This window comes from Marichromatium sp. AB31 (assembly GCF_003718685.1).
GTDB classification, from domain to species: domain Bacteria; phylum Pseudomonadota; class Gammaproteobacteria; order Chromatiales; family Chromatiaceae; genus Marichromatium; species Marichromatium gracile.
The window spans coordinates 15,360-40,027 of the sequence record NZ_RHFI01000001.1; the positions used below are offsets into that span (position 1 = coordinate 15,360).

Below are 24,668 nucleotides of genomic sequence, written 5' to 3' on the forward strand. Positions count from 1 at the left end.
AGCGTCTCAGCGCCGCCGGTTCAGGCCCGACGCGAGGCGCTCGCGAACAGCCAGATCCCGGAGAGATAGCACAGCGCCACCAGGGCCACGCCGACGCCCTCCTGCAGCCAGTGGCCGGGGCCGAGCAACAGCACCAGGGTGCCGCAAACGAGCACCGTGGCGCCGCCGATGGCGCGGATGGCATTGCCGCTGGTGCGTGCCTGACGGGCGCGCTCGGCGTTGATCTCGTGGCTCGACTCGGCCAGACGCAAGCGGCGGTCGTAGCTGCTGAGGATGCGATAGGCCATCAGCGGCAGCTCGGGGGTCTGGTCGGCGATCGAGAGCACGTTGCGCTTGGTGCGCTCGGCCAGCCCGCTGACCCCGACGCGCTCCTTCATCCAGCGCTCCATGTAGGGCTTGGCGGTGGTCCAGAGGTCGAGTTCGGGATAGAGCTGACGCCCCAGCCCCTCGATGTTGAGCAGGGTCTTCTCCAGCAACACCAGCTGCGGCTGGATCTCCATGTTGAAGCGCCGTGCGGTCTGGAACAGCCGTACCAGGAAGTGACCGAAGGAGATCTCGGCCAGCGGCTTCTCGAAGATCGGCTCGCTGACGGTGCGGATCGCCGACTCGAACTCGTCGACCCGGGTCCCCGGCGGCACCCAGCCCGACTCGACGTGCAGCTCGGCCACCCGACGATAGTCGCGCTCGAAGAAGGCGAGCAGGTTCTCGGCGAGATAGCGCTGGTCCTCGGTGGTGAGCGAGCCGACGATGCCGAAGTCGATGGAGATGTAGCGCCCCGAGGGCTCGACGAAGATGTTGCCCGGGTGCATGTCGGCGTGGAAGAAGTTGTCGCGGAACACCTGGGTGAAGAAGATCTCCACCCCGCGCTCGCCGAGCTGCTTCATGCTCACGCCCTGCGCCTTGATCTCCTCGACGTTGCTCACCGGGATGCCGTAGATGCGCTCCATCACCATCACGTTGGAGCGGGTCCAGTCCCAGAACACCTCGGGGATGTAGAGCATCTCGCTGCCCTGCCAGTTGCGGCGCAACTGTGAGGCGTTGGCCGCCTCGCGCTGCAGGTCGAGCTCGTCGTAGATGGTCTTCTCGTACTCGCGCACCACCTCGACCGGACGCAGCCGCCGGCCATCGGCCCAGTAGCGCTCGGCGAGCTGGGCGACGGTATACATCAAGCCGAGATCCTGGCGGATCACCCGGTCGATGCCCGGACGCAGCACCTTGACCACCACCTCGCGACCGTCCTTGAGACGCCCGGTGTGGACCTGGGCGATCGAGGCCGAGGCCAGCGGCTCGGGGTCGAACTCATCGAGTACGTCCTCGATCGGACAGCCCCAGGCGCGCTCGATCAGCACCCGCGCCTGATCGCCGCCGAAGGGCGGCACCCGGTCCTGGAGCTTGGCCAGCTCGACGGCCAGGTCGTCGGGCAGCAGGTCGCGACGGGTGGAGAGGATCTGGCCGAACTTGACGAAGATCGGCCCCAGGTCCTCGAGGGTCTGGCGCACCCGTGCCGGATAGGGCGGCAGCTCGCCGCGCAACCAGTACCAGGGGGTGAGATAGATCAACCAGCGCAGCGGGCGGAGCAGATGGGTGGCGAGGATGACCTCGTCGAGTCCGTTGCGAAGCAGCACCCAGTTGATGCGAAAGAGGCGTAACGCCTGACGGGGTCCGATCATTGCTGGGTGCCGAGGTCCGCTGCCTGGGTGGTGAGTCGCTCGATGCGGGCGGCGAGCCGCTCGACATCGTCGCGGAGGATGTCGACCTGCTCGAGGAAGGCCTCGACCTCATAGCGGGTCGGCAGCAGGCGCCGCTCCTCCTGCAGGTACTCCCTGAGGTTGGCGTTCATCGTCTCGGAGGCACGCTCGCGCCAGTCGGCGGCGGCGCGCGCACGGTTGCCGAGCTGGTGGGCGAAGGGGTCGCCGAGGACGCGCGCGAGCTGCTCCTCCCAGTCGACGTCGAGGTGCGCCAGCGCCTGGCTGAAGGACTGCGCCAGCGCGGTGTCGCCCTCGATCTCGACCTCGCCGGAGATCAGCTGGGCGGCCTTGCGCTCGGCCATGCCCATGCGCGCCAGCCCCAGCGGGGTGCCGTGGATCAGACAATCGGGCTCGGCATCGTAGAGCCCGAACAGCTGCAGCCCGCGCTGCCCCGGCAGCACCGTCACCCGGGTGCCGAAGCCCTTGACCTCGATGGCGATGATCCGCCCCTCGAGCGCCGCGAACCCGGCCTGACCCTCGGGGTCGAGGGCGATGTAGCGGTTGAGCGCCTGCTCGATCACCGCGAGCAGGGCGTCGGGAATCTGGATGCCTTCGCTCACAACTTGTATCCCCGGTGGATCGCGACGATGCCACCGCTGTGGTTGAAGTATTCGCAACGCTCGAGCCCGGCCGTCTCCATCATGCCGCGCAGCGTCTCCTGGTCCGGGTGCATGCGGATCGACTCGGCGAGATAGCGATAGCTGCCCGGGTCGTTGGTCACCAGCTTGCCCAGGGTGGGCAGCACCGAGAACGAATAGAGATCGTAGGCACGGCCCAGCGGCTTGGTCAGCGGGTGGGAGAACTCGAGCACCAGCGCCCGACCGCCGGGCCGCAGCACGCGCTGCATCTCGCCGAGCGCCTTCTGCTTGTCGGTGACGTTGCGCAGCCCGAAACCGATGGTGACGCAGTCGAAGTAGTCGTCGGGGAAGGGGATCTGTTCGGCGTTGATCAGCGAGTACTGGATGTTGCCGACGCGCCCGCGATCGAGCATCCGCTTGCGCCCCTCGCCGAGCATCGCGGCGTTGATGTCGGACATCACCACCTGACCGTCGGGGCCGACGATGGCGGCGAAGCGATCGGCCAGGTCGCCGGTGCCCGAGGCGAGGTCGAGCACGCGCTGACCGCGACGCACGCCGGCCAGCTCGATGGTGTGGCGCTTCCACAGCCGATGGATGCCGAGCGACATCAGGTCGTTCATCAGGTCGTAGCGGGTGGCGACCGAGTCGAAGACCTCGCGCACGCGCGCGGCCTTCTCTTCGATCGGCACCTGCTGATAGCCGAAATGGGTGGTCTTCTGGTCGGACATAGTGTGTCCCTGCTGTCGAATCGGCGGCTAGTTTACACCAAAGGCCGGCGCCGATCGGGGCCCCCGGGCCGCTGCCGGAGGGCGCTCCGGGCGGCCCGGGGACCGCCGGCGCGTGGCCGTCATATCAGTCAGTTCGAACGATCCTTGTGGACATGTCCGGACTGGGCGAGTTCGTCGAGATAGGTCTGCCAACGCTCGGCCTGCTCGGCACCGAGCTGGTAGAGATAGTCCCAGGAGTAGATCCCGGTGTTGTGCTCGTCGTCGAAGTGCAGACAGACGGCATAGTTGCCGACCGGCTCGATGCGGTCGATGGCGACCTCCTCCTTGCCGACGACGAGGATGCGCTCCTCGGGGCTGTGCCCCTGCACCTCGGCCGAGGGCGAGTAGACGCGCAGATACTCGCAGGGCAGCGCGAAGCGCGCGCCGTCGTCGAAGCTCACCTCGAGCACGCGCGACTGACGATGGAGATTGAGTTCGGTGGGTACGGGCATGGCTGGGCCTCCAGGGTCGGGCGCGCCGGGCGCCCGACGCGATCGATCACAGGATGTAGCGCGAGAGATCCTCGTCCTCGGCCAGCCCCGACAGGTTGTCGTCGACATAGGCGGCGTTGACGGTGACGGTGACGCGGTCGAGCTCGGAGGCGTTGAAGGAGATGTCCTCGAGCAGCCGTTCGAGCACCGTGTGCAGGCGCCGCGCGCCGATGTTCTCGGTGCGCTCGTTGACCTGCCAGGCGATCTCGGCGATACGGCGGATGCCGTCCTCGGTGAACTCCAGGTTCACCCCCTCGGTGGCGAGCAGGGCGCGATACTGGCCGGTGAGCGAGGCGTCGGGCTCGGTGAGGATGCGCACGAAGTCGTCGCTGTCGAGCGCCTTGAGCTCGACGCGGATCGGCAGCCGACCCTGCAGCTCGGGGATCAGGTCGGAGGGCTTGGCGAGATGGAAGGCCCCCGAGGCGATGAAGAGGATGTGATCGGTGCGCACCGCGCCGTACTTGGTCGACACCGTGCTGCCCTCGACCAGGGGCAGCAGATCGCGCTGCACGCCCTCGCGCGAGACGTCGGCGCTGCTCGCGCCCTCGCCCCGGCGGGTGACCTTGTCGAGCTCGTCGATGAAGACGATGCCGTGCTGCTCGGCATTGTCGATGGCGCGCAGCTTGAGATCCTCGTCGTTGACCCGCTTGGCCGCTTCTTCCTCCTCGAGCAGCTTGCGCGCCTCACCGATACGCAGCTTGCGCCGCTGCTGGTGCCCCTGACCGAGGTTCTGGAACAGCCCCTGGAGCTGGTTGGTCATCTCCTCCATCCCCGGCGGGGCCATGATGTCGACCCCGTGCGGGGTGGCGGAGACCTGGATGTCGATCTCGCGCCCGTCGAGTTCGCCGGCCTGGAGCTTGGTGCGCAGCTTCTCGCGGGTGGCCGAGCTCGGCGCGCTGGCGCGACTGTCCTGCTCGAAGCCCGAGGGCGGCGGCAGCAGCGCATCGAGGATGCGCTCCTCGGCCGCGGCGGCGGCCTGGTCGGCGAGCTTGGCCATCTCCTGCTCGCGCGCCATCTTCATGCTGATATCGACCAGATCGCGCACGATCGACTCGACATCACGCCCGACGTAGCCGACCTCGGTGAACTTGGTGGCCTCCACCTTGAGGAAGGGCGCATTGGCCAGACGCGCCAGCCGACGCGCGATCTCGGTCTTGCCGACGCCGGTGGGGCCGATCATCAGGATGTTCTTGGGGGTGATCTCCGAGCGCAGCGGCTCCTCGATGCAGGAGCGACGCCAGCGATTGCGCAGCGCGATGGCCACGGCACGCTTGGCCTCGTGCTGACCGACGATGTGCTTGTCGAGCTCGGCGACGATGCGTTGTGGGGTGATTTCCGACATTGAGCCTGTCCATCGGGTGGGCCGCCTCCGCGAGACGGCACGGCGGGTGAGCGCGAAGGGGACGGGGGCCGCGGAGACCTCCCGCGCCCGGTCGAGCGGCCATTCTCCGCTCCCCGGGCAGGTTGCGCCAGGGCGCCGGGACACTCACGCCTGGGCGTCGAGTTCCTCGAGCACCAGATTGTGATTGGTATAGATGCAAATATCGGCGGCGATACTCAAGGCCCGTTCGACGATCTCGCGGGCATCGAGCTCGGTGTTCTCGAGCAGCGCGCGCGCCGCGGCCTGGGCGAAGGCCCCGCCCGAACCGATCGCCATCAGGTCGTGCTCCGGCTCCATCACGTCGCCGGTCCCCGAGATCATCAGCGAGGTCTCGGCGTCGGCGATACAGAGCAACGCCTCGAGACGGCGCAGCATGCGGTCGGTGCGCCAGTCCTTGGCCATCTCCACCGCGGCGCGGGTGAGGTGGCCCTGGTGCTTCTCCAGCTTGGCCTCGAAGCGCTCGAACAGGGTGAAGGCGTCGGCGGTGGCGCCGGCGAAACCGGCCAGCACCCGGCCATGATAGAGCCGCCGCACCTTGCGCGCGTTGCCCTTCATCACCGTGTTGCCCAGTGAGACCTGCCCGTCACCGCCGACCACGACCTTGCCGCCGCGTCGCACGGAGAGGATCGTTGTACCGCGAAAGCTCGTCATAGCCATCCTTCCGCTCGTTCAAAGCCCTCATTCTACGTCACCAGCCAAGCGCTGCCGATCCGCGCGCGCGACACACACAACGAGGCCGAAAACCACCCCAAAACCGCCCCCGAACACCGTCCCGGATGGTTGCGCGCACACGCAACAGTCTGTTAGGGTTGGAAAATGTCTGTCAGCCGGAAACCCCCCGGCAGAACATCAACCATCGCCCCGACGCCCGCCGGAGACGGTGCCACAAGCACCCCGGTCGGTCGGGGTACGCGCGACACCATGCCGCGATCAAAAGCCGTGAGTGGCCCTCGGGTGCTCACACATCAATCTATCCGTCAAGGACCATCGGGGCCATGCCCGCAGAACAATCCATCAAGATCGCCGTGCGCGGTCTCACCAAGATCTTCGGCGACGAGCCGGAGAAGGCCCTGGAGCTGCTCGCCCAGGGCGCCGACAAAAAAACCATTCTCGAGAAGACCGGGCAAACGGTCGGCGTCGCCGATGCCAGCTTCGATGTCTACGAGGGCGAGATCCTGGTCGTCATGGGACTCTCGGGCAGCGGCAAGTCGAGCCTGATCCGCTGTCTCAACCGGCTCAACGAACCGACTCGGGGCGAGATCCTGATCGACGGCGAGGACATCGTCGGACTCGATCACCACCAGCTGCTCGAGACCCGCCGACGCAAGTTCGGCATGGTCTTCCAGCACTTCGCCCTGTTCCCCCACCGCACCATCCGCGAGAACGTCGAATACGGTCTCGAGATCCAGGGCGTGGCGCCCGAGGTACGCGCCGAGAAGGCGATCGCCGCACTGCGTCAGGTCGGGCTGGAGGGCTGGGAGGACGCCCGTCCCGACCAGCTCTCCGGCGGCATGCAGCAGCGCGTCGGACTGGCCCGCGCACTCGCAGTCGACCCTGATGTGCTGTTGATGGACGAGGCCTTCTCCGCGCTCGATCCGCTGATCCGTCGCGACATGCAGCAGGAGCTGCTGGCGCTGCAGAACCGGCTGCAGAAGACCATCGTCTTCATCACCCACGACCTCGACGAGGCGCTCTATCTCGGCAACCGCATCGTGCTGATGAAGGACGCGCGCATCGAGCAGGTCGGCACCGGCGAGGAGATCCTCTCCGACCCGGCCACCGCTTATGTCGAGCGCTTCGTCGCCGAGGTCGACAAGACCAAGGTGCTGACCGCCAGCGCGGTGATGCACCGGGTGCGCAACGTCGCCTTCCTCACCGACGGGCCGCGCACCGTACTGCGCAAGATGGACGAGCAGAACCTCAGCGCGCTGTTCGTGGTCAGCGGTGACTTCAAGCTCCAGGGCATGGTGCGCGACGAGGCCGCGTTGGCGGCGGTGCAGCGCGGCGAACGCAGCATCCAGGAGATCCTCGAGCCGTGCGCCGACCCGGTCTCGCCGGACACCCCGGTGCGCGACCTCTTCGCGCCGCTCGCGCAGAGCCCGATGCCGGCCCCGGTGGTCGACGACGAGGGCAAACTCAAGGGTCAGGTGGTCCGCGCCTCGCTGCTCCAGGGCCTAGCCGAGCACAGCAGCAGCGAAGACAGCGCCGAGGAGGCCGCATGATCGAGATCCCACGCCTTCCCCTCTCGGACTGGATCGACGACGGTCTCGACGCCCTCACCGATCAGTTCGCCACCGCCACCAAGGTCGTCTCCGATGTCATGGAGACCGGCATCGAGGGCGCAGTCGACGGCCTGATGTGGCTGCCGCCATGGCTCACCATCCTGTTGTTCGCGGCATTGAGCTGGCGCCTCGCCGGGGTCAAGACCGCCATCGGCACCCTCGCCGGCTTCCTGCTGCTGTGGAACCTGGGGCTGTGGGAGCCGACCCTGCAGACTCTGGTGCTGGTCATCATCGCCACCCTGATCGCAGTGCTGATCGGCGCCCCGCTCGGCATCCTCGCCGCGCTCTCGCAGACAGGCTACCGGATCATCTTCCCGATCCTCGATCTCATGCAGACGATGCCCGCCTTCGTCTATCTGATCCCGGCCATCCCCTTCTTCGGCCTGGGTCCGGTGGCGGCGGTGTTCTCCACCGTGATCTTCGCCATGCCACCGGCGATCCGTCTCACCACCCTCGGTATCCGTCAGGTGCCCTCCGACCTGGTCGAGGCGGCCGACGCCTTCGGCTCGACGCGCTGGCAGAAGCTGCGCAAGGTCCAGCTGCCGCTGGCGATCCCGACCATCATGGCCGGCATCAACCAGACCATCATGCTCGCCCTCTCGATGGTGGTGATCGCCGCCATGATCGGCGCCCAGGGCCTCGGCGGCGAGGTCTGGCGCGCGATCCAGCGCAACGAGGCGGGCATGGGCTTCGAGGCCGGGCTCGCGGTGGTGATCCTGGCGATGGTGCTCGACCGCATCACCCAGGGCATCACCCGCGACAACCGCCAGACCTCGGGCTGATTGCGGCGCATGCCGACCGGTGCCCCAGGGACGGGGCGCCACGACACATCGATGATGTGCCATCCACCAAAACCAGAGGAGTCCGTACCATGAACCGATTCACCCTGACCGCTGCCGCCACGGCATTGAGTGCGCTCGTCACCCCGGCACTGGCCGCCGACAAGGGCGAGGTCGAACTCGCCTACGTCGAATGGTCGACCGAGATCGCCAGCACCAATGTCGTCAAGGTGGTGCTCGAGGACCTGGGCTATGACGTCAAGATCACCCCGGTCTCGGCCGCCGCCATGTGGCAGGCGGTGGGAACCGGCGACGTCGACGGGCTGGTCGCCGCTTGGTTGCCCACCACCCACATGCACTATCTCGAGAAGGTCGCCGACGACGTCGAGGACCTCGGCCCCAACCTCGAGGGCACCCGCATCGGCCTGGTGGTGCCGAGCTATGTCGAGATCGACTCGATCGCCGAACTCGACGACGCCGCCGAGCGCTTCGACAACAAGATCATCGGCATCGACCCCGGCGCCGGTATCATGAGCAAGACCGAGCTGGCGATCGAGCGCTATGAGCTCGAGGACATCACCCTGGTCGAGGGCACCGGCCCGATCATGACCGCCGTGCTCGGCGATGCCATCGACGACAACGAATGGGTCGTCATCACCGGCTGGACCCCGCACTGGATGTTCGCCCAGTACGACCTGAAGTACCTCGAGGACCCCGAGGGCATCTACGGCGGTGAGGAAGAGATCCACACCATCGTGCGCAAGGGGCTCAAGGAAGACATGCCCGAGGTCTACGCCGTGCTCGACAACTTCCACTGGGCCCCGGAACAGATGGCCGAGCTGATGGTGTGGAACCAGGAAAAGCGCGCCGATCCTTACAAGAACGCCCGCCGCTGGGTCGAAGAGAACGCAGAGACTGTTGAGAGCTGGAAACCGTGATCAAGAAAAAGACCAATAACAGCAACCACCTGCCCCAGCCGGGCGCGCGAGCCTCGCTCGCGCTGCTCGCCCTCGGCGGGGCGCTGAGCGCCCTGCCGGCGACGGCCGCGACCACCGATGCCGCAGCCCTCGAAGGCCGTATCGCCGAGCTGCAGCGCCAACTCGCCGCGGCCCAGCGCGAGCTGGCCGCCGCCCGCTCCGAGACCGTCGCCGCCGAGCAGCAGGCGGCGGAGGCCGAGCAGCGTCTCGCCACCGCAGCACCCGAGCCGGCCGACCGCAGCATCAAGCTCGGCCCGGTCACCGTCGGCGGCGCGCTGCGCGCCAACTACGTCCTCGGCAGCTACGAGGGCCTCGACAACGCCCCCAACCGTGGCGGCAACGGCGGCAACGTCGAGTTCGACACCTTCCGCCTCGAGCTCTCGCTCGACTACAACAACTTCATCGGCGAGTTCCAGTACCGCTGGTATCCGGCCGGCACCCGGGAGAGTTACAACTTCCTCCATACCGGTTGGCTCGGCTACCGCTTCGCCGACGACAGCGAGCTCAAGGTCGGCGTCAACCGGGTGCCCTTCGGTCCCGGCCCCTTCGGCGTGTCGCAGAGCTACATGTTCGACATGCACTACTATGTCGGACTCGCCGACGACATGGATCTGGGCGTGAAGTACACCACCGACATCGACAACTGGACGATCGATGTCGGCTACTACGCCGCCAGCGAGGGGAACTACTTCGGTCGCAGCCTCGACAGCGCCCGCTACAGCTACGACCCGGTGCGCTGGACCGAGTCGGTCGACGAGAACGGCAACGTCACCTACGGCGGCGCCAACAACGGCTACGAGGAGCGCCACCAGTTCAACCTGCGCGCCATCTACCACCTCACCGACGCCGCCATCCCCACCGACCTCGGCGTATCGCTGCAGTACGGCCAGCTCAAGGGCCAGCGCGCCGACGACGGCAGCCATTGGGCGGCCTCGGCGCACATGGTCAATCGTTACCGCAACTGGACCCTGGCCACCCAGCTGACCCGTTACGAGTACGACATCGACGCCGACAACCCCTGGGGGACCGACACCCTGATCCCGATGGGTGCCTTCGACTTCGCCTGGCCGGTGGCCAGCAAGGCGTGGGTCCCGGCGGTGTCGCTGAGCTACAAGCACGAGACCCCGAACCTGCCCTGGCTCGACTATGTGCTGCCCTATGTCGAGTACAGCTCGATCATCAAGGACGAGGGTGAGTTCAACAACAGCGACCTGATCACCGTCGGTGCCGCCTGGGCCAGCGGCGGCTGGTACATCTACAGCGACCTGGCCTACTCCAACGGCAACTACTTCGTCGGCAACGACGCCGGCAACGGGCTGCAGGACAACTACGGCAGCATCTACGGCGTCGGCGACTTCGGCGCCAACGGCAACGACGAGTGGAACTACCGGTTCACCCTGAACCTGGGCTACTACTTCTGATGCCGACCCGGACGGGCGCGCGACGCCCGTCCGACAACCCGCTTGCAACTCCCCCGCTTCGCATTCCCTCCCCCACGCCCCCGGCTCCGCGCAACGCGTCCCGCGCGTGCGGTGACGGCGCGTCGTTCAACCTGAAGGATTGATTCGCAGTATGGATAAACCCCGCCTCACCCTCCCCAGCCTCGTCCTGTTCGGTCTCTGCGCGCTGCTCTCCAGCGGCGCCTTCGCCGGCTCCAAGGGCAAGATCGAACTGGTCTACGGCGAGTGGACCACCGAGATCGCCAGCACCAACCTGATCAAGGTGGTGCTCGAGGACCTCGGCTATGACGTCACCATCCGCTCGGTCGCGGTCGGCGCCATGTGGCAGGCGATCGCCGAGGGCGATGTCGACGGCATGGTCGCCGCCTGGCTGCCGACCACCCAACAGAACTATTACGACAATGTGCGCGATCGCATCGACGACCTCGGTCCCAACCTCATCGGCACCCAGGTGGGCCTGGTGGTGCCGAGCTATGTCGAGATCGACACCATCGCCGAGCTCAAGGACAGCGCCGAGCGCTTCGACAACAAGATCATCGGCATCGAGCCGGGCACCGGCATCATGCGCCGCACCGAGCAGATGATGGCGACCTACGGGCTCGAGGACATGAAGCTGGTGGAGAGCTCCGGCCCGATCATGACCGCGGTGCTCGGTGACGCCATCGAGGACGGCGACTGGGTGGTGGTCACCGGCTGGACCCCGCACTGGATCTTCTCGACCCATGAGCTGAAGTATCTCGCCGACCCCGAGAACATCTACGGCGGCGTCGAGCGCATCCACACCGTGGTGCGCAAGGGACTGGCCGAGGACCTGCCCGAGGCCTATGCGGTGCTCGACAACTTCCACTGGACCCCGGAGCAGATGGGCGAGCTGATGGCGTGGAACGAGGAGAAGCGCGCCGATCCCTACGAGAACGCCCGCCGCTGGGTCGAGACCTACCCCGAGGTGGTCGAGGCCTGGCTGCCCTGAGCCACGCCGACCGACCCGAGCCGCTCACCGGCTCGGGTATCATGATCGCCGTCCGGGGCGTCCGGCCCCGGACGGCGGACCCGTCTCGCGCGAGACCTCCGCCCCATCCCCAGCCCAGGATCTCGCGCCATGCCCCACCCCAAGCCCGTGCTCGCCGTATTCGCCTCCTTCTCCGGGAGCGGCGGGGTCGAGCGCATGCTGGTCAACCTGATCCGTGGTCTCGTCGATCTCGGTCAGCCGGTCGAGCTGCTGCTGGTGCGTGCCGAGGGTCCGCACCTGGAACGTCTCCCGCCCGAGGTCCGACAGATCCGCCTCGGCGTCGATCACACCCAGCTGGCCATCCCGGCGCTGGCGCGCTATCTGCGCCGCCGTCGTCCCGCGGCCCTGCTCGCGGCCAAGGACCGCGCCGGGCGTGCGGCGGTGATCGCCCGCGCCCTCGCCGGCACCGACACCCGGCTGGTGCTGCGGCTCGGCACCCATCTCTCGACCGCCATGGCCGAGCGCGGCGCGCTCGCGCGCTGGCTGCGCTATGCCCCGATCCGCGTCCTCTATCCCCGGCTCGACGGCATCGTCGCCGTCTCCGAGGGGGTGGCGGCCGACACCGCGCGGATCGCCCGGCTCGAGCCGGCGCGCATCGGCGTGATCCGCAACCCGGTGATCACCCCGGAGCTGGCCGAGCAGGCCGCCGCGCCCTGCCCCCATCCCTGGCTCGCCGACGCCGCCCCCCCGGTGATCCTCGGCGCCGGGCGGCTACAGCGCCAGAAGGACTTCCCGACCCTGTTGCGCGCCTTCGCCAGAGTTCATGCCGAACGGCCCGAGTGCCGGCTGATGATCCTCGGCGAGGGCGGTGGCCGGGCACGACTCGAGCGCCTCGCCCGCGAACTGGGGATCGGCGCGGCGGTCGCCCTGCCCGGCTTCCAGCACAATCCCTACGCCTTCATCGCCCGCGCCCGGCAGTTCGTGCTCTCCTCGGCCTGGGAGGGCTCGCCCAACGTGCTCACCGAGGCGCTCGCGCTCGGCGTGCCGTCGGTGGCCACCGACTGCCCGAGCGGTCCGCGCGAACTGCTCGATGGCGGTCGCTACGGTCCGCTGGTCGCGGTCGGCGACGATCAGGCGCTGGCACGCGCCATGACCGCGACCCTGGACGCGCCGCTGCCGCCGGCGACCCTGCGCCGGGCGGTCGCGGCCTATCGTCAGGAGCGCAGTGCCGCACACTATCTCGAGGTGCTCGGGCTCGCCGGCTGAGCCGGGGCACACGCGGCCAAACCAGCGGAGACCACGCCCATGCGACTGCCACTGATCGGTGCCATCGTCGGGGTCTACGCGCTGCTGTTCGGTCTCACCCTGCTCGCCCCGATCGCGGTGGGGCTGTGGTACGGCGAGCCGCAGTGGCGCCACTTCCTCTGGCCGATGCTCGGCTCGATCGGGCTCGGCGCCCTGCTCTGGCTCGGTGGGCGCCACCAGGCGCGCACCCTCGGCGTCGCCGACGGCTATCTGGTGGTGGCGCTGTTCTGGATCCTGCTCAGCCTGCTCGGCGCCTGGCCGTTGCACCAGGGCTTCGGGCTGGCACCGGTCGACGCCCTGTTCGAGTCCACCTCCGGGGTCACCACCACCGGCGCGACGGTGATCAGCGGGCTCGACACCCTGCCCCGCGCGCTGCTCTTCTATCGTCAGCAGTTGCAATGGTTCGGCGGCATGGGACTGATCGTGCTCGGGCTGGCGGTGATGCCGCTGCTCGGCATCGGCGGCATGCAGCTCTATCGCGCCGAGGCCCCGGGACCGCTCAAGGAGGAGAAACTCACCCCGCGCCTGACCCAGACCGCGCGCACCCTGTGGACGCTCTATCTCGGACTCACCCTGGCCTGCGCCCTGGCCTACTGGCTGGCCGGAATGACGCCCTTCGATGCCCTCTGCCACAGCCTCTCGACGCTCTCGACCGGCGGTTTCTCGACCCATGACGCCAGCATCGGCTATTTCGCCAGCGCGGCGGTGGAGACGGTGGCGGTCTGTTTCATGCTGCTCGCGGCGATCAACTTCGCGGTGCATTACGCGGCCTGGAGCAGCCGCGAGCCGATGCGCTATCTGCGTGATGCCGAGACCCGCGCCTTCCTCGCGCTGGTGTTCGGCTGTGTACTCTTGATCGGTGTGGTGCTCCGCCTCGAGGGCGGTTACGAGGGACTCGACGAGAGCCTGCGCGATGCGCTGTTCGAGGTCGTCTCGGTGGTCACCAGCACCGGCTTCGGCACCGTCGACTTCGCCCACTGGCCGGATTTCCTGCCGATCCTGCTGATCTATATCAGCTTCATCGGTGGCTGCGGCGGCTCCACCGCCGGCGGCATCAAGGTGTTGCGCGTGCTGCTGATGGTCAAGCAGGGGCTGCTGGAGATCCGCCAGCAGATCCACCCCCGCGCCTTGCTGCCGCTGCGTCTCGGCGGGCGCACCGTCGACTCGCGACTGGCACGGTCCGTGTGGGGATTCTTCGCCCTCTATCTCACCACCTTCGCCCTGCTCACCCTGCTGATGATCCATGCCGGGCTCGCTCCGCTCGATGCCTTCAGCGCGGTGGCCACCAGCATCAACAACCTCGGTCCCGGACTCGGCGAGGTCGCCACCAGCTTCGCCACGGTCAGCGATCTCGGCAAGCTGATCGCCGTCGTCGCGATGCTGCTGGGCCGACTGGAAGTCCTCACCATCCTGGTGATCCTCTCGCCCGCCTTCTGGCGACGCTGAACGACGCGCAAGACCACCAAAACACCACGAAACGTGCTCCAGACTGCCCGTCAGACGCGATTGCATTTACTCTTATCGGACTGCAAACCGAAGACCCCAAAGGGTAATGAATGCAATCCACTCCAGAAAAAGCCCGACTCAACCCTCCAGTCTTCTATACCGCCTCCGCCCTGATCATCCTGATGGTGGTGATCGCAGCGGCCTTTCCTGAGACCGCCGACGCCTGGCTGCAGCACCTCCAGCAGGGCATCGTCGACAACGCCAGCTGGTTCTACGTATTGACGGTAGCGGTGATCCTGATCACCGTCGCCTTCCTGGGACTGTCGCGCTACGGCGAGATCAAGCTCGGACCGGATCACTCCAGCCCGGACTATTCCTACACCACTTGGTTCGCGATGCTGTTCTCCGCCGGCATGGGCATCGGGCTGATGTTCTTCGGCGTGGCCGAGCCGGTGATGCACTTTCTCTCGCCGCCGGTCGGCGACGGCGCCACCGTCGCCGCCGCGCGCGAGGCGATGAAGATCACCTTCTTCCACTGGGGTCTGCACGCCTGGGCGATCTATGCCATCGTGGCGCTGATCCTGGCCTTCTTCAGCTATCGTCACGGCCTGCCGCTGACCCTGCGCTCGGCGCTCTACCCGATGATCGGCGACCGTATCTACGGCCCCATCGGTCATGCCGTCGACGTGTTCGCGGTGGTCGGCACCGTGTTCGGTGTGGCCACCTCGCTCGGCTACGGCGTGCTCCAGGTCAACTCCGGGCTTAACCACCTCTTCGGCGTCCCGGTCGGGGTCGGTGTCCAGGTGCTGCTGATCGCCGGCGTCACCCTGCTGGCGATCATCTCGGTCACCACCGGCCTCGACAAGGGCATCCGTCGGCTCTCCGAGCTCAACATGGGCCTGGCGGTGCTGCTGCTCGCCTTCGTGCTGCTCGCCGGCCCCACGGTGTTCCTGCTCCAGGCCTTCGTGCAGAACGTCGGCTCCTATGCCTCTGACATCGTGCGCAACACCTTCAACCTCTACGCCTACGAGAAGACCGACTGGATCGGCGGCTGGACCATCCTCTACTGGGGCTGGTGGCTGTCCTGGGCGCCCTTCGTCGGGCTGTTCATCGCCCGTGTCTCGCGCGGTCGCACCATCCGCGAGTTCGCCATGGGCGTGCTCTTCATCCCCAGCGGCTTCACCCTGATGTGGATGACCTTCTTCGGTAACTCGGCGATCAACATGATCCTCAACGAGGGGCTGACCAGTCTCGGCGACACCGTCTCGAGCGATGTCACCCTGGCGCTGTTCGCCTTCCTCGAGCAGTTCCCGATGTCGGGCGTGCTCTCGGTGGTGGCCACGGTGATGGTGGTGGTGTTCTTCGTCACCTCCTCGGACTCGGGCTCGATGGTGGTCGACATGCTCTGCTCCAACGGTCACGACAACACCCCGCTGTGGCAACGCATCTACTGGGCCTCGGGCGAGGGCGTGGTCGCCGCGGTGCTGCTGGTGGCCGGCGGACTCGGCGCGCTGCAGACCATGACCATCGCCTCGGCGCTGCCCTTCGCCGTGGTGCTGCTGATCGCCACCTTCGGCCTGCTCAAGGCGCTCAGGGTGGACGCGGCCAAGCGCGACAGCCTGCAGATGAACGTGGCCCCGATCGTCCCCAGCGAGCGACTCGGCGACTGGCAGGACCGACTCGGTACCATCATGGACGCGCCCAGCCGCGAGAACGTGCGCCGCTTCATGCGTCGTATCGCCCGGCCCGCCTGCGAGGCGGTGGCCAACGAGCTGCGCAAGCACGACCTCGAGACCGCCGTCGAACTCGACGAGGAGCGTGATCGGGTGCGACTGATCGTGATGCTCGGCGAGGAGGTCGACTTCATCTACGAGGTGCGCAGCCGCTCGCACATCAAGCCGGCCTTCATCCAGCCCGAGTTCTCCGCCGAGGACGCGCCCGAGGAGCAGCGCTACTACCGCGCCGAGATCCACCTCGGCGAGGGCGGTCAGGACTACGACGTGATGGGCTGGTCGCGCGAGGCGGTGATCAACGACATCATCAGCCAGTACCACAAGCACATGCACTTCCTGCACCTGCTGCGCTGACCCGTCCCGCCGCCGGCCCCATGGCCGGCGGCGATCTAATCCGCCACGCGTGCGGCGGCCTCGAACAGCGAGCGGGTCAACGCATCGACCGCCGGTCCCGCCTCATCGTGCTCGGCGTGCACCAGATACAGGGTCACCCGATAGCGTCCGCCCTCCACCAGATCGAGTTCGCGCAGCGCGCCGCTCGCCAGCGCCGCGGCGATCGCGGCCCGCGGGATCCAGGCGAAGGCCAGCCCCCGGCGGATGAGCGCGACCGCGCTCTCCAGCTGCGAGACGGTCCAGCGCGCATCCGCCCCCAGCCAGCCGCGATCGATCTGCTGCTGTCCGCTGTCGCGCACCACCACCTGACGGTGCTGACGCAGATCGGCGATCCCCAGCGTCCGTCCCAACCGATGCAGCGGGTGCTCGGGGTGGGCGACGGCGACGAACTCGACCTCGATCAGCGCCTCGCCGAGAAACCCCGGCGGCACCAGCGGGGTGATCGCCAGATCGACCCGACGCTGCAACAGTGCATCACTCGCCCCGGAGAGCACCGACTCGATCAACTCCACCCTGATCTGCGGCGCCTCGCCGGCAAAGGCCGCGAGCGCCTCCACCACCAGCGCCTGCGGCGTCACCACGGCATCGAGCGCGAGCCGCACCTCGGGCGCCCAGCCCTCGGCGAGGGTCGCGGCCAGCCGTTCGAGACGCTGCGCCTCTTCGAGCAACACCCGCGAACGACGCAGCAAGCGCTCACCGGCAGCGGTCGGCAGGCTGCGCCGACCGCGCTGCTCGAGCAACGCCACCGGCAATCGTTCCTGCAGGCGCTTGATGCCATAGCTGATCGCCGACTGGCTGCGCCCGAGCGCCTCGGCTGCCGCCTCGAACCCGCCGTGATCGATCACCGCTTGGAGCATGGCCCAGTGTTCGAGCGAGGTGCGTGGGGGCTTGGACATGACTGATCTAAATTCTTGATGGGAAAGCGCGAATATTCGCATGAAAGACGACGAAATCCAGCTCTATCCTGAACTGAAAGCCTCTCTGCATCACCGACCGGAGCCGGACACCATGAACAAGATCCTCCATCTCGACAGTAGCCTGTTCGCCGCCCAGGGCGTCTCGACCATCCTCGGCGCACACCTCGTCGACGCCCTGCGCGCGCACCACCCGGCGCTGGAGATCACCCATCGCGACCTCGCCGCCACACCACTGCCCGCGCTCGACGCCGCCGGCGTCTCCGCCTTCGCCACCCCCGCCGAGCAGCGCGACGCCGACCAACAGGCCAGGGTCGCGCGATCCGACGCACTGATCGCCGAGCTGCGCGAGGCCGATCTGTTGGTGATCGGCGCACCGATGTACAACTTCGCCATCCCCGTGCAGCTCAAGAGCTGGTTCGATCACGTCGCCCGCGCCGGCGAGACCTTCCGCTATACCGAGCAGGGGCCGGTCGGGCTGCTCGAGGGCAAGCGCGCGGTGGCCCTGCTCAGTCGTGGCGGCATCCACCGCGACAGCCCCGAGGACACGGTCGCGGCCTATCTGACGAGCATGCTGCCCTTCCTCGGCATCGACGACGTGCGCCTGATCTATGCCGAGGGACTCAATCTCGGTGACCAGCCCCGTCGCGCGAGCATCGCCCGGGCCACCGAGCAGGTACAGGCTCTGGCCGCAGAGCTGGTGCACTGAGATGGCCCCCCAGGCCACCGCCGACTGATCGACGCGCGCCGCGCCTCGGACGGTTCCGGGGTCAGGCTGCAGCGCATCCTCGCCCGCGAGGGGATGGGTGCGCTCGACCCGCTGCTGCTGCTCGACGACTTCGCCATCACCGACCGGCACGACACCCCGCCGGGCTTCCCCGAGCACCCGCATCGAGGCTTCGAGACCCTGACGCTGATGCTCGACGGGGCCATGGCCCACGCCGACCATCTCGGCAACCGCGATCTGGTCGAGACCGGCGACGTCGCTTGGATGCGCGCCGGGCGCGGCGTGATCCATGCCGAACAACCCGTGCTGCGCAACGGTCGGGCACACGGGCTGCAGCTCTGGCTCAACCTGCCGGCGCGCGACAAGCTCAGCGACCCCGCCTACCGGCGCATCCCCGCCGCACAGATCCCCCGGCTCGCTCCCACCCCGGGCTGTCGGGTACGGGTGATCGCCGGCGACCTGGAACTCGCCGGCACGCAGACGCACGGCCCGCTCACCGAGGCGGCGTGCGCCCCCCTGCTGCTCGACCTCGCGCTCGACCCGAACGGCGAGTTCGACCCGCCGGCGACCCCGGGCTGGCGCCGGCTGCTCTATGTCCACCAGGGCAGGGTCGCGATCGCCGACGACGGCATCAGGCGTCACCAACTCGCCGAACTCGACGACACCGAAGGACTGCGACTGACCGCGGGGACAGAGGGCGCGGGCGCACTCCTGATCGCCGCCCGGCCGCTCGCCGAGCCGCTCGCCCACTACGGCCCCTTCGTGATGAACACCCAGGCCGAGATCGACCAGGCGATCGCCGACTACGAAGCCGGCCGGCTGACCGACTGAGCGCGCTCAGTCATCGCCGTCGTCGACACGGCACGGTCGCGGCGGCCCCCAGTCCGACGCCCTCCCCTCGCCACGCCCGTAGAGCGCGCGCAGGGTCTCGATCATCTCGTCGAAGCGGGTGTCGAACAGCACCTCCACCCGTTCGGTCGGATAGAGCCGGATCGAGCGCCCCTCGCGGCGCATCTCGATATAGCCGTCGGCGGCGATGCGCTTGAGCTTGCGGTGCACGGTGGCGAGGCTCAGGTCGAGACAGGTGCTCAACGAGGAGATGTCGTGGGGACGGCCCTCGAGCCGCGCCTGGGTCACGGTACGGATCATCAGGCTCGAGAGCGGATCGCCCCACATCCCGCTCTCGATGGCATAGAAGCGGTTCAGGCACTCGATGATCGCCCGGCGAACCTGATCGACCGGATCGACGGGGACGGAAGGGGACGGATCGACGGGCATGACAGGGACCTTTTCAGATTGGAAAACTCGGTTATTCCCTTTTCCCCAGCGGCCAAGTACCGTGGATCGCGACACCATGAGGGATCGAGTCGCCCCGCCACGACTGTTCGCGAACCAGCCGTCCGGGCGGCCCCGCATGGCACTGAAGCGCGCCCGGGAACGGGACGCGCACGGGATCGGCAACCGCCCGGGAGGCGGCGCCGGGCGAGCACCCGGCCTCCGGCCCGTCCGACTCAGGTTCGCAACACGAGACGAGGGTGGATGATGAAGAAGCGCATCGTCATCGTCGGTGGCGGCATCGGCGGCACCATGACCGCCAACAACATGGTCTCCAAGCTCGGCGTCGAGATCCGGCGCAACCAGGTCGAGGTGATGTTGATCTCCAACTCACCCTGGCACTACTACAAGCCGGCCTTCATGTATGTCGCCTTCGACATGTACCACAAGGCCGAATTACGTCGCAAACAAGCGACCCTGCTGCGCCCCGAGGTGCGTTTCGTGGTCGACGAGGTGGAGGCCTTCGAGTTCTCCGCCAGCCGTCTGCACACCCGCAGCGGCGCCCACTACGACTACGATTATCTGGTCGTCTCCACCGGTTGCCTGCCCGCGCCCGAGCGCATCGAGGGGCTGGCCGAGGCCGGTGACCACTTCTACCAGTTCGAGCCGGCCCGGCGTCTGGCGCAGAAGCTGCGCACCATCGAGCGCGGGCGCATCTTCATCACCGTCACCTTCCCCAAGACCCCGGACGTCCCCCACCAGTGCGGGATCGCGCCGATCGAGACCACGCTGATGGTCGACGAGCTGCTGCGCCGGCGCGGCGTGCGCGACCGCGTCGAGATCCTCTACACCTATCCCAGCGTCTCGCAACTGTTGCGCAACTGTCTGTTCATGCAGAAGCAGACCTGCGAGGTCCTGCCGCAGATCTTCAGCGACCGCGACATCCACTTCAAACGCGGCTTCACCCTCGAACGCGTCGACCCCGATGCCCGCGTCGCCCACTCCAGCGAGGGCGACAGCGAGGACTTCGACATCCTGATGTCGACCCCGCCGATCCGCGCCGTCGACGCGGTGATCAACTCCGGCGTCTCCGAAGCCGCCGAGGACGAGGGCTGGCTGCCGACCAACCGTCGCAGCCTGCAGCTCAAGGGCTACCCCAACGTCTACTGCATGGGCGACACCGTCGACCTGCCGATCTCCAAGGCCGGCGGCTCCTGTCACAACCAGTCGCCGGTGATCATCGACAACATCGCCTTCGACCTGCGTCAGGGCGCCACCCCGGCAGTCTACGACGGTCGCGTCCAGGCGATCGCGCAGATGGGGCTCGAGGCCGGGATGCCGCTCTGGTACGACTACGACCAGGACGTCCAACCGACCCCACCGACCAAGGTCGGCGGGCTGATGCGCAAGACCTTCAACCGTGGCGTCTACTGGGCCACGGCACGCGGTCTGGTGTAGTGGAGAGGAGGACCCGATCATGCTGACCGCCACCAAACCCCAGGACGCCGCAGCGGTGCTCGCCGACCCCGATACCGCCGCAGGGCTGCGCGACCTCGCCGAACACCTGGCCCCACTGCTGCAGACGCGGCGCCTGCACAATGTCGTCGACCTGCTCTCGGCCACCTCCGACTTCATCGACATGGCCGACGACCAGCTCACCCAGAAGCTCGCCAAGGCCTTCGAGGAGGTGGTGTGGGCCGGCTGGTCGGCCGGCAACGCGCTGCGCAGCGCCTCGGCCACCGCCGCCGACAGCGAGCCGCCGACCCTGTGGCAGCTCTCGCGCCAGCTCAACGACCCGGAGGTCAGGCGCGGGCTGTTCTTCGTCATCCAGCTGCTCGGTGCCGTCGGTCGCCAGGTCGCGCTCGAGGCCGAGATCCCCGAAGACGACTGAGCGGCGCGCGCCATGGCGCGCGCGCATCCGCCTGCCTAGACTCGGGTGGAAGGCCACCGCCTCCCACCCGACTCGGTACGCGAGGATCGCTCCATGGATCAGTCGCCACAGCCCACCGCCACCACTCAGCTGCAGGCGCTGGTCGCACTCAACGGTCTCGTCGCCGGCGGCGTGCTGGCGCTGCTGCATCGCGCGCTGTCACCCGCCGCTGCCGCGCCGCTCGCCGAGCCCCTGGTGTGGGCGCTGCTGCTCGCACCCTCGGCGCTGCTCGCCCATGCGATCGGTGGCCGGATCGACCGCCGCGGCGCCACCCCGGTGCTGCGGCTGGCCGCCTGGACCCAGGCGCTGCTGGTCGCGACGCTCGCCGGACTGCAGTGGCGCGGCTGGCCGGGCACACCCTGGCTCGCGGCGCTGCTGCTCGGCGCCCAGCTCGCCCTCTTCGCCCCGGCGGTGGTGGCGCGCCTCCAGGGGCTCACCGGCAAGCACCGGCTGGGGGTGGCCAATGCCCAGTTGCTCGGCGCGCTCGGGCTGGGGCTGCTCGCCGGCTGGTCGTTGCTGCTGGTCACCCCCACGGGCGCGGACCTGGCGACACGGCTGCACCAATTGCTCCCCGCGCTCGTCCCGCTGGTGCTGGCCGCGCTCGCCCAGCTCGCGCTGACCCGCGCCCTGGCGCGCGCGCCCGAACCGGCGCCGGAACCGCCGCTGGCCGGGTCCCTACTCGCCGAGGTCCGGGCGCTGCGCGCCAATCCGGTGATCTGGCGCTCGCTGATCGGCCTCACCCTGTTCTGGGCGATCGCCGCCGGGCTGCTGTTCGGTCTCCCCGCCGCGCTCGACGAGCGTCCACTGCCCCTGCTGTGGCCGCTGGCCGCCGGGCTCGTCGGGCTCGTGCTCGGCGCACTGCTCGCCGCACGACTCTCGCGCGATCATATCGAGAGCGCGCTCGCCTCCTTCGGCGCCATCGGCGTCGCCGTCTCGCTACTGCTGCTGCCCGGGCTCTCCGGCGGCGCCCAGGTGCTCGCACTCGCCGCCTTCGGGCTCGCCGGCGCGCTCTTCCTGGTGCCGCTGCAGGCGCTGATCCAGTTCCACGTCACCGCCCGCCACGGCAGCGCACTGGGGTGTGCTCAGGCGCTCTCGCGCGCCGGGGTGCTCGGCGGCACGCTGGCGGTGGCCGCCGCGCTCGCGCTCGGCATCGCCCCGGGTGCGCTGCTCGGGGTGTTGGCGCTGACCGCCCTGCTCGGCGCCGGCTACACCCTCTATCACCTGCCGCAGTCGCTCGCCCGCTTCGTCGCCGGTCGGCTGCTCGCCACCCGCTACCGCCTCGCGGTGATCGGGGTCGAGCAGCTACCGCCGCTCGGCGGCGTGCTGCTGCTCGGCAACCACGTCAGCTGGATCGACTGGGCGGTGGTGCAGATGGCCGCGCCGCGCCCGGTGCGCTTCGTCATGGAACGCGGGCTCTATGAGCGCTGGTACCTGCGCCACCTGCTCGACTTCTTCGGTGTGATCCCGATCTCCGGCGGCGCCAGCCGCGAGGCCACCGCGCGGGTGACCCGGCTGCTCGAGGCCGGCGAGGTGGTCTGTCTGTTCCCCGAAGGCACGCTGAGCAAGAACGGCCAGCTCTCGGCCTTCAAGCGCGGCTTCGAGCGCGCCGCCAGCGCGGCCACCGACGCGGTGATCGTGCCCTTCTATCTGCGCGGGCTCTGGGGCAGCCGCTTCTCGTACGCCAGCGACCAACTCAAGGCCAACCGCCGGGTCGGGCGCACCCGCGACCTGGTGGTCGCCTTCGGCGCCCCGATGACGCGCGAGAGCAGTGCCGAGCAGGTCAAGCAGGCGGTGTTCGAACTCTCGGTGAGCTCCTGGCAGCGCCATGTCGAACAGCTGCCGAGCCTGCCCGAGGCCTGGCTGGAGGCCAATCGGCGCACCCCGGCGCGGGTCTGTCTGGCCGATGCCGAGGGCGCCAGTCTGGGTCAGCCCCGACTCGCCGGCGCGGCGCTCGCCTTCGCCCTCGAGGTCCGCGCCAGTTGCCCCGGGCCGCGGGTCGGCATCCTGCTGCCGGCGAGCGTCGGCGCCGCGCTCGCCAACCTCGCCGCGCTGCTCGCCGGCAAGACGGTGGTCAACCTCAACTACACCACCGGGCCCGAGGTGCTGCGCCAGTCGATCGCGCGCGCCGACTGCGGCGTGGTGCTGACCTCGAGGCGCTTTCGCGCGCGGCTCGCACAGCGTGGCATCGATCTCGACGCGGCACTCGACGGGGTCGAGGCGGTGGCGCTGGAGGACCTGCGCGGGCGAATCGGTCGGGTACGGCCACTGCTGCTGATCGTCCTCGCCCGGCTGCTGCCGCCGCGCTGGCTGCTGCGCGCGCTCGGCGCCCGGCTCGATGCCGACGAGACCGCGGCGATCCTGTTTTCCAGCGGCAGCGAGGGCCTGCCCAAGGGGGTCGAGCTGACCCATCGCAACATCCTCGCCAACGTGCGCCAGATCGCCGACGTGCTCAACACCGAGCGCGACGACCTGATCCTCGCCAACCTGCCGCCCTTCCACGCCTTCGGGCTGACGGTCACCACCTTCCTGCCGCTGCTCGAGGGCATCCCCGTGGTCTGTCACCCCGACCCCACCGACGCGCTCGCCAACGCCCGCGCCATCGCCCGCTATCGCGCCACCGTGCTGTGCAGCACCTCGAGCTTCCTGCGGCTGTATCTGCGCCACCCGCGGGTACACCCGCTGATGCTGCAGTCGCTGCGGGTGGTGGTCGCCGGCGCCGAGCGGCTCGACCCGGAGGTGCGCAAGTCCTTCCTGCTGCGCTTCAACAAGCCGATCTACGAGGGCTATGGCGCCACCGAGACCACCCCGGTGGCCAGCGTCAACGTCCCCGACGCGCTCGAGACCGCCACCTGGAAGGTGCAGATCGGCTCGCGCCCGGGCAGCGTCGGCATGCCGTTGCCGGGCACCAGCTTCCGCATCGTCGACCCCGAGGACCTGCGCACCCTGCCCCCCGGCGAGGAGGGGCTGATCCTGATCGGTGGGGTGCAGGTGATGAAGGGCTATCTCGACGATCCCGAACGCACCGCCGCGACGGTGATCACCCTCGACGGCATGCGCTGGTACCGCACCGGCGACAAGGGCCGGGTCGACGCCGACGGCTTCCTCACCATCGTCGAGCGTTACTCGCGCTTCGCCAAGATCGGCGGCGAGATGGTCGGGCTCGGTCATGTCGAGCAGCAGGTCAAGGCCGCGCTCGCCTGCCCCGAGCTCGACCTGGTGGCCACCACCCTGCCCGACCCGCGCAAGGGCGAGCGCATCGTGCTGCTGGTCAGCGCCGTGCTCGAACTCGACCAACTGCGCGGTCAGCTGCGCACGGCGGGGATGACGCCGCTGGAGATGCCCGCCGAGATCCATCAGGTCGAGCGCATCCCCAGGCTCGGCAGCGGCAAGGTCGACTACGGCGCAAGCCGTCGGCTGGCGGCCGATCTCGCGACCTGCAAGACGCCGAAAGAATCGCTATAAACACATGTTATAAAAGAAATAAAAACGAAATGATCGGGATTGAAAACGGCCGCCGGCAGGCTATGCTTGAA

21 protein-coding genes are annotated in these 24,668 nt (G+C 68.5%); 13 read left to right on the top strand and 8 right to left on the bottom strand.

The features are described 5' to 3' along the window. Positions 1 to 20 precede the first annotated feature (20 nt). From ubiB to hslV, 6 genes are all read right to left on the bottom strand, one after another. A complete protein-coding gene (gene ubiB / locus EBL84_RS00060; RefSeq protein WP_123138953.1) occupies positions 21 to 1,670 on the bottom strand; it encodes a ubiquinone biosynthesis regulatory protein kinase UbiB in 1,650 nt (549 codons plus the stop codon). Then, positions 1,667 to 2,308, bottom strand: coding sequence for an SCP2 domain-containing protein (locus tag EBL84_RS00065; RefSeq protein WP_123138954.1), 642 nt, complete (start codon positions 2,306 to 2,308; stop codon positions 1,667 to 1,669). Before EBL84_RS00065 ends, ubiB begins: the two co-directional genes overlap by 4 nt. Beyond that, the gene (ubiE, locus tag EBL84_RS00070) at positions 2,305 to 3,054 is read right to left on the bottom strand and encodes a bifunctional demethylmenaquinone methyltransferase/2-methoxy-6-polyprenyl-1,4-benzoquinol methylase UbiE (RefSeq protein ID WP_123138955.1); all 750 of its coding nucleotides are present in this window, start codon (positions 3,052 to 3,054) and stop codon (positions 2,305 to 2,307) included. The genes EBL84_RS00065 and ubiE overlap by 4 nt, the downstream gene beginning before the upstream one ends. 128 nt (positions 3,055 to 3,182) lie before the next feature. Further along, the gene (locus EBL84_RS00075) at positions 3,183 to 3,545 is read right to left on the bottom strand and encodes a gamma-butyrobetaine hydroxylase-like domain-containing protein (protein WP_123138956.1); all 363 of its coding nucleotides are present in this window, start codon (positions 3,543 to 3,545) and stop codon (positions 3,183 to 3,185) included. Between the two features lie 46 nt (positions 3,546 to 3,591). After that, positions 3,592 to 4,926 carry an ATP-dependent protease ATPase subunit HslU gene (gene hslU, locus EBL84_RS00080; RefSeq protein WP_123138957.1) on the bottom strand — a complete coding sequence of 445 codons (1,335 nt, stop codon included), beginning with the start codon at positions 4,924 to 4,926 and terminating at the stop codon, positions 3,592 to 3,594. Between the two features lie 144 nt (positions 4,927 to 5,070). After that, positions 5,071 to 5,616, bottom strand: coding sequence for an ATP-dependent protease subunit HslV (gene hslV, locus EBL84_RS00085; protein WP_062271602.1), 546 nt, complete (start codon positions 5,614 to 5,616; stop codon positions 5,071 to 5,073). Between the two features lie 344 nt (positions 5,617 to 5,960). Between hslV and EBL84_RS00090 the strand changes: the two genes are divergently transcribed. The 8 genes from EBL84_RS00090 (at position 5,961) to EBL84_RS00125 (ending at position 16,250) form a co-directional block, all read left to right on the top strand. Then, positions 5,961 to 7,187 (top strand): glycine betaine/L-proline ABC transporter ATP-binding protein, encoded by a 1,227-nt coding sequence (locus tag EBL84_RS00090; RefSeq protein WP_123138958.1) that lies wholly within the window; start codon positions 5,961 to 5,963, stop codon positions 7,185 to 7,187. After that, positions 7,184 to 8,029, top strand: a complete 846-nt coding sequence (locus EBL84_RS00095; RefSeq protein ID WP_123138959.1) for a proline/glycine betaine ABC transporter permease — start codon at positions 7,184 to 7,186, stop codon at positions 8,027 to 8,029. Before EBL84_RS00090 ends, EBL84_RS00095 begins: the two co-directional genes overlap by 4 nt. 89 nt (positions 8,030 to 8,118) lie before the next feature. Beyond that, positions 8,119 to 8,964: a glycine betaine ABC transporter substrate-binding protein gene (locus tag EBL84_RS00100; RefSeq protein ID WP_123138960.1), complete on the top strand. Its 846-nt coding sequence runs from the start codon at positions 8,119 to 8,121 to the stop codon at positions 8,962 to 8,964. Then, the gene (locus EBL84_RS00105; protein ID WP_123138961.1) at positions 8,961 to 10,424 is read left to right on the top strand and encodes a hypothetical protein; all 1,464 of its coding nucleotides are present in this window, start codon (positions 8,961 to 8,963) and stop codon (positions 10,422 to 10,424) included. Before EBL84_RS00100 ends, EBL84_RS00105 begins: the two co-directional genes overlap by 4 nt. A 151-nt stretch (positions 10,425 to 10,575) precedes the next feature. Then, positions 10,576 to 11,433, top strand: a complete 858-nt coding sequence (locus EBL84_RS00110) for a glycine betaine ABC transporter substrate-binding protein (RefSeq protein ID WP_123138962.1) — start codon at positions 10,576 to 10,578, stop codon at positions 11,431 to 11,433. A gap of 129 nt (positions 11,434 to 11,562) precedes the next feature. Beyond that, the gene (locus tag EBL84_RS00115; RefSeq protein ID WP_123138963.1) at positions 11,563 to 12,678 is read left to right on the top strand and encodes a glycosyltransferase; all 1,116 of its coding nucleotides are present in this window, start codon (positions 11,563 to 11,565) and stop codon (positions 12,676 to 12,678) included. 39 nt (positions 12,679 to 12,717) lie between these two features. Further along, positions 12,718 to 14,163: a TrkH family potassium uptake protein gene (locus EBL84_RS00120; protein ID WP_123138964.1), complete on the top strand. Its 1,446-nt coding sequence runs from the start codon at positions 12,718 to 12,720 to the stop codon at positions 14,161 to 14,163. Positions 14,164 to 14,273: 110 nt separating this feature from the next. Further along, positions 14,274 to 16,250 carry a choline BCCT transporter BetT gene (locus EBL84_RS00125; protein ID WP_123138965.1) on the top strand — a complete coding sequence of 659 codons (1,977 nt, stop codon included), beginning with the start codon at positions 14,274 to 14,276 and terminating at the stop codon, positions 16,248 to 16,250. A gap of 35 nt (positions 16,251 to 16,285) precedes the next feature. On the opposite strand, the gene EBL84_RS00130 is transcribed toward EBL84_RS00125, so the two are convergent. After that, on the bottom strand, positions 16,286 to 17,185 hold the full coding sequence (locus EBL84_RS00130; RefSeq protein WP_123138966.1) for a LysR family transcriptional regulator: 900 nt from the start codon (positions 17,183 to 17,185) through the stop codon (positions 16,286 to 16,288). Positions 17,186 to 17,297: 112 nt separating this feature from the next. Between EBL84_RS00130 and EBL84_RS00135 the strand changes: the two genes are divergently transcribed. Continuing rightward, a complete protein-coding gene (locus EBL84_RS00135; RefSeq protein ID WP_123138967.1) occupies positions 17,298 to 17,912 on the top strand; it encodes an FMN-dependent NADH-azoreductase in 615 nt (204 codons plus the stop codon). A gap of 75 nt (positions 17,913 to 17,987) precedes the next feature. Continuing rightward, complete coding sequence (locus EBL84_RS00140) at positions 17,988 to 18,761, top strand: pirin family protein (RefSeq protein ID WP_223806943.1); 774 nt, start codon at positions 17,988 to 17,990, stop codon at positions 18,759 to 18,761. A 6-nt stretch (positions 18,762 to 18,767) separates the two neighbouring features. Here EBL84_RS00140 and EBL84_RS00145 read toward each other — a convergent pair whose 3' ends face one another. Further along, the gene (locus EBL84_RS00145) at positions 18,768 to 19,208 is read right to left on the bottom strand and encodes a winged helix-turn-helix domain-containing protein (RefSeq protein WP_123138969.1); all 441 of its coding nucleotides are present in this window, start codon (positions 19,206 to 19,208) and stop codon (positions 18,768 to 18,770) included. Between the two features lie 261 nt (positions 19,209 to 19,469). On the opposite strand from EBL84_RS00145, the gene EBL84_RS00150 reads away from it, so the two are divergent. The 3 genes from EBL84_RS00150 (at position 19,470) to EBL84_RS00160 (ending at position 24,597) form a co-directional block, all read left to right on the top strand. Then, complete coding sequence (locus tag EBL84_RS00150) at positions 19,470 to 20,663, top strand: FAD/NAD(P)-binding oxidoreductase (RefSeq protein WP_223806126.1); 1,194 nt, start codon at positions 19,470 to 19,472, stop codon at positions 20,661 to 20,663. A gap of 19 nt (positions 20,664 to 20,682) precedes the next feature. Further along, positions 20,683 to 21,096, top strand: a complete 414-nt coding sequence (locus EBL84_RS00155) for a DUF1641 domain-containing protein (protein WP_123138971.1) — start codon at positions 20,683 to 20,685, stop codon at positions 21,094 to 21,096. A gap of 93 nt (positions 21,097 to 21,189) precedes the next feature. Further along, entirely contained in the window at positions 21,190 to 24,597 is a 3,408-nt protein-coding gene (locus EBL84_RS00160; protein WP_123138972.1) for an MFS transporter, read from the top strand. Positions 24,598 to 24,668: the final 71 nt, after the last annotated feature.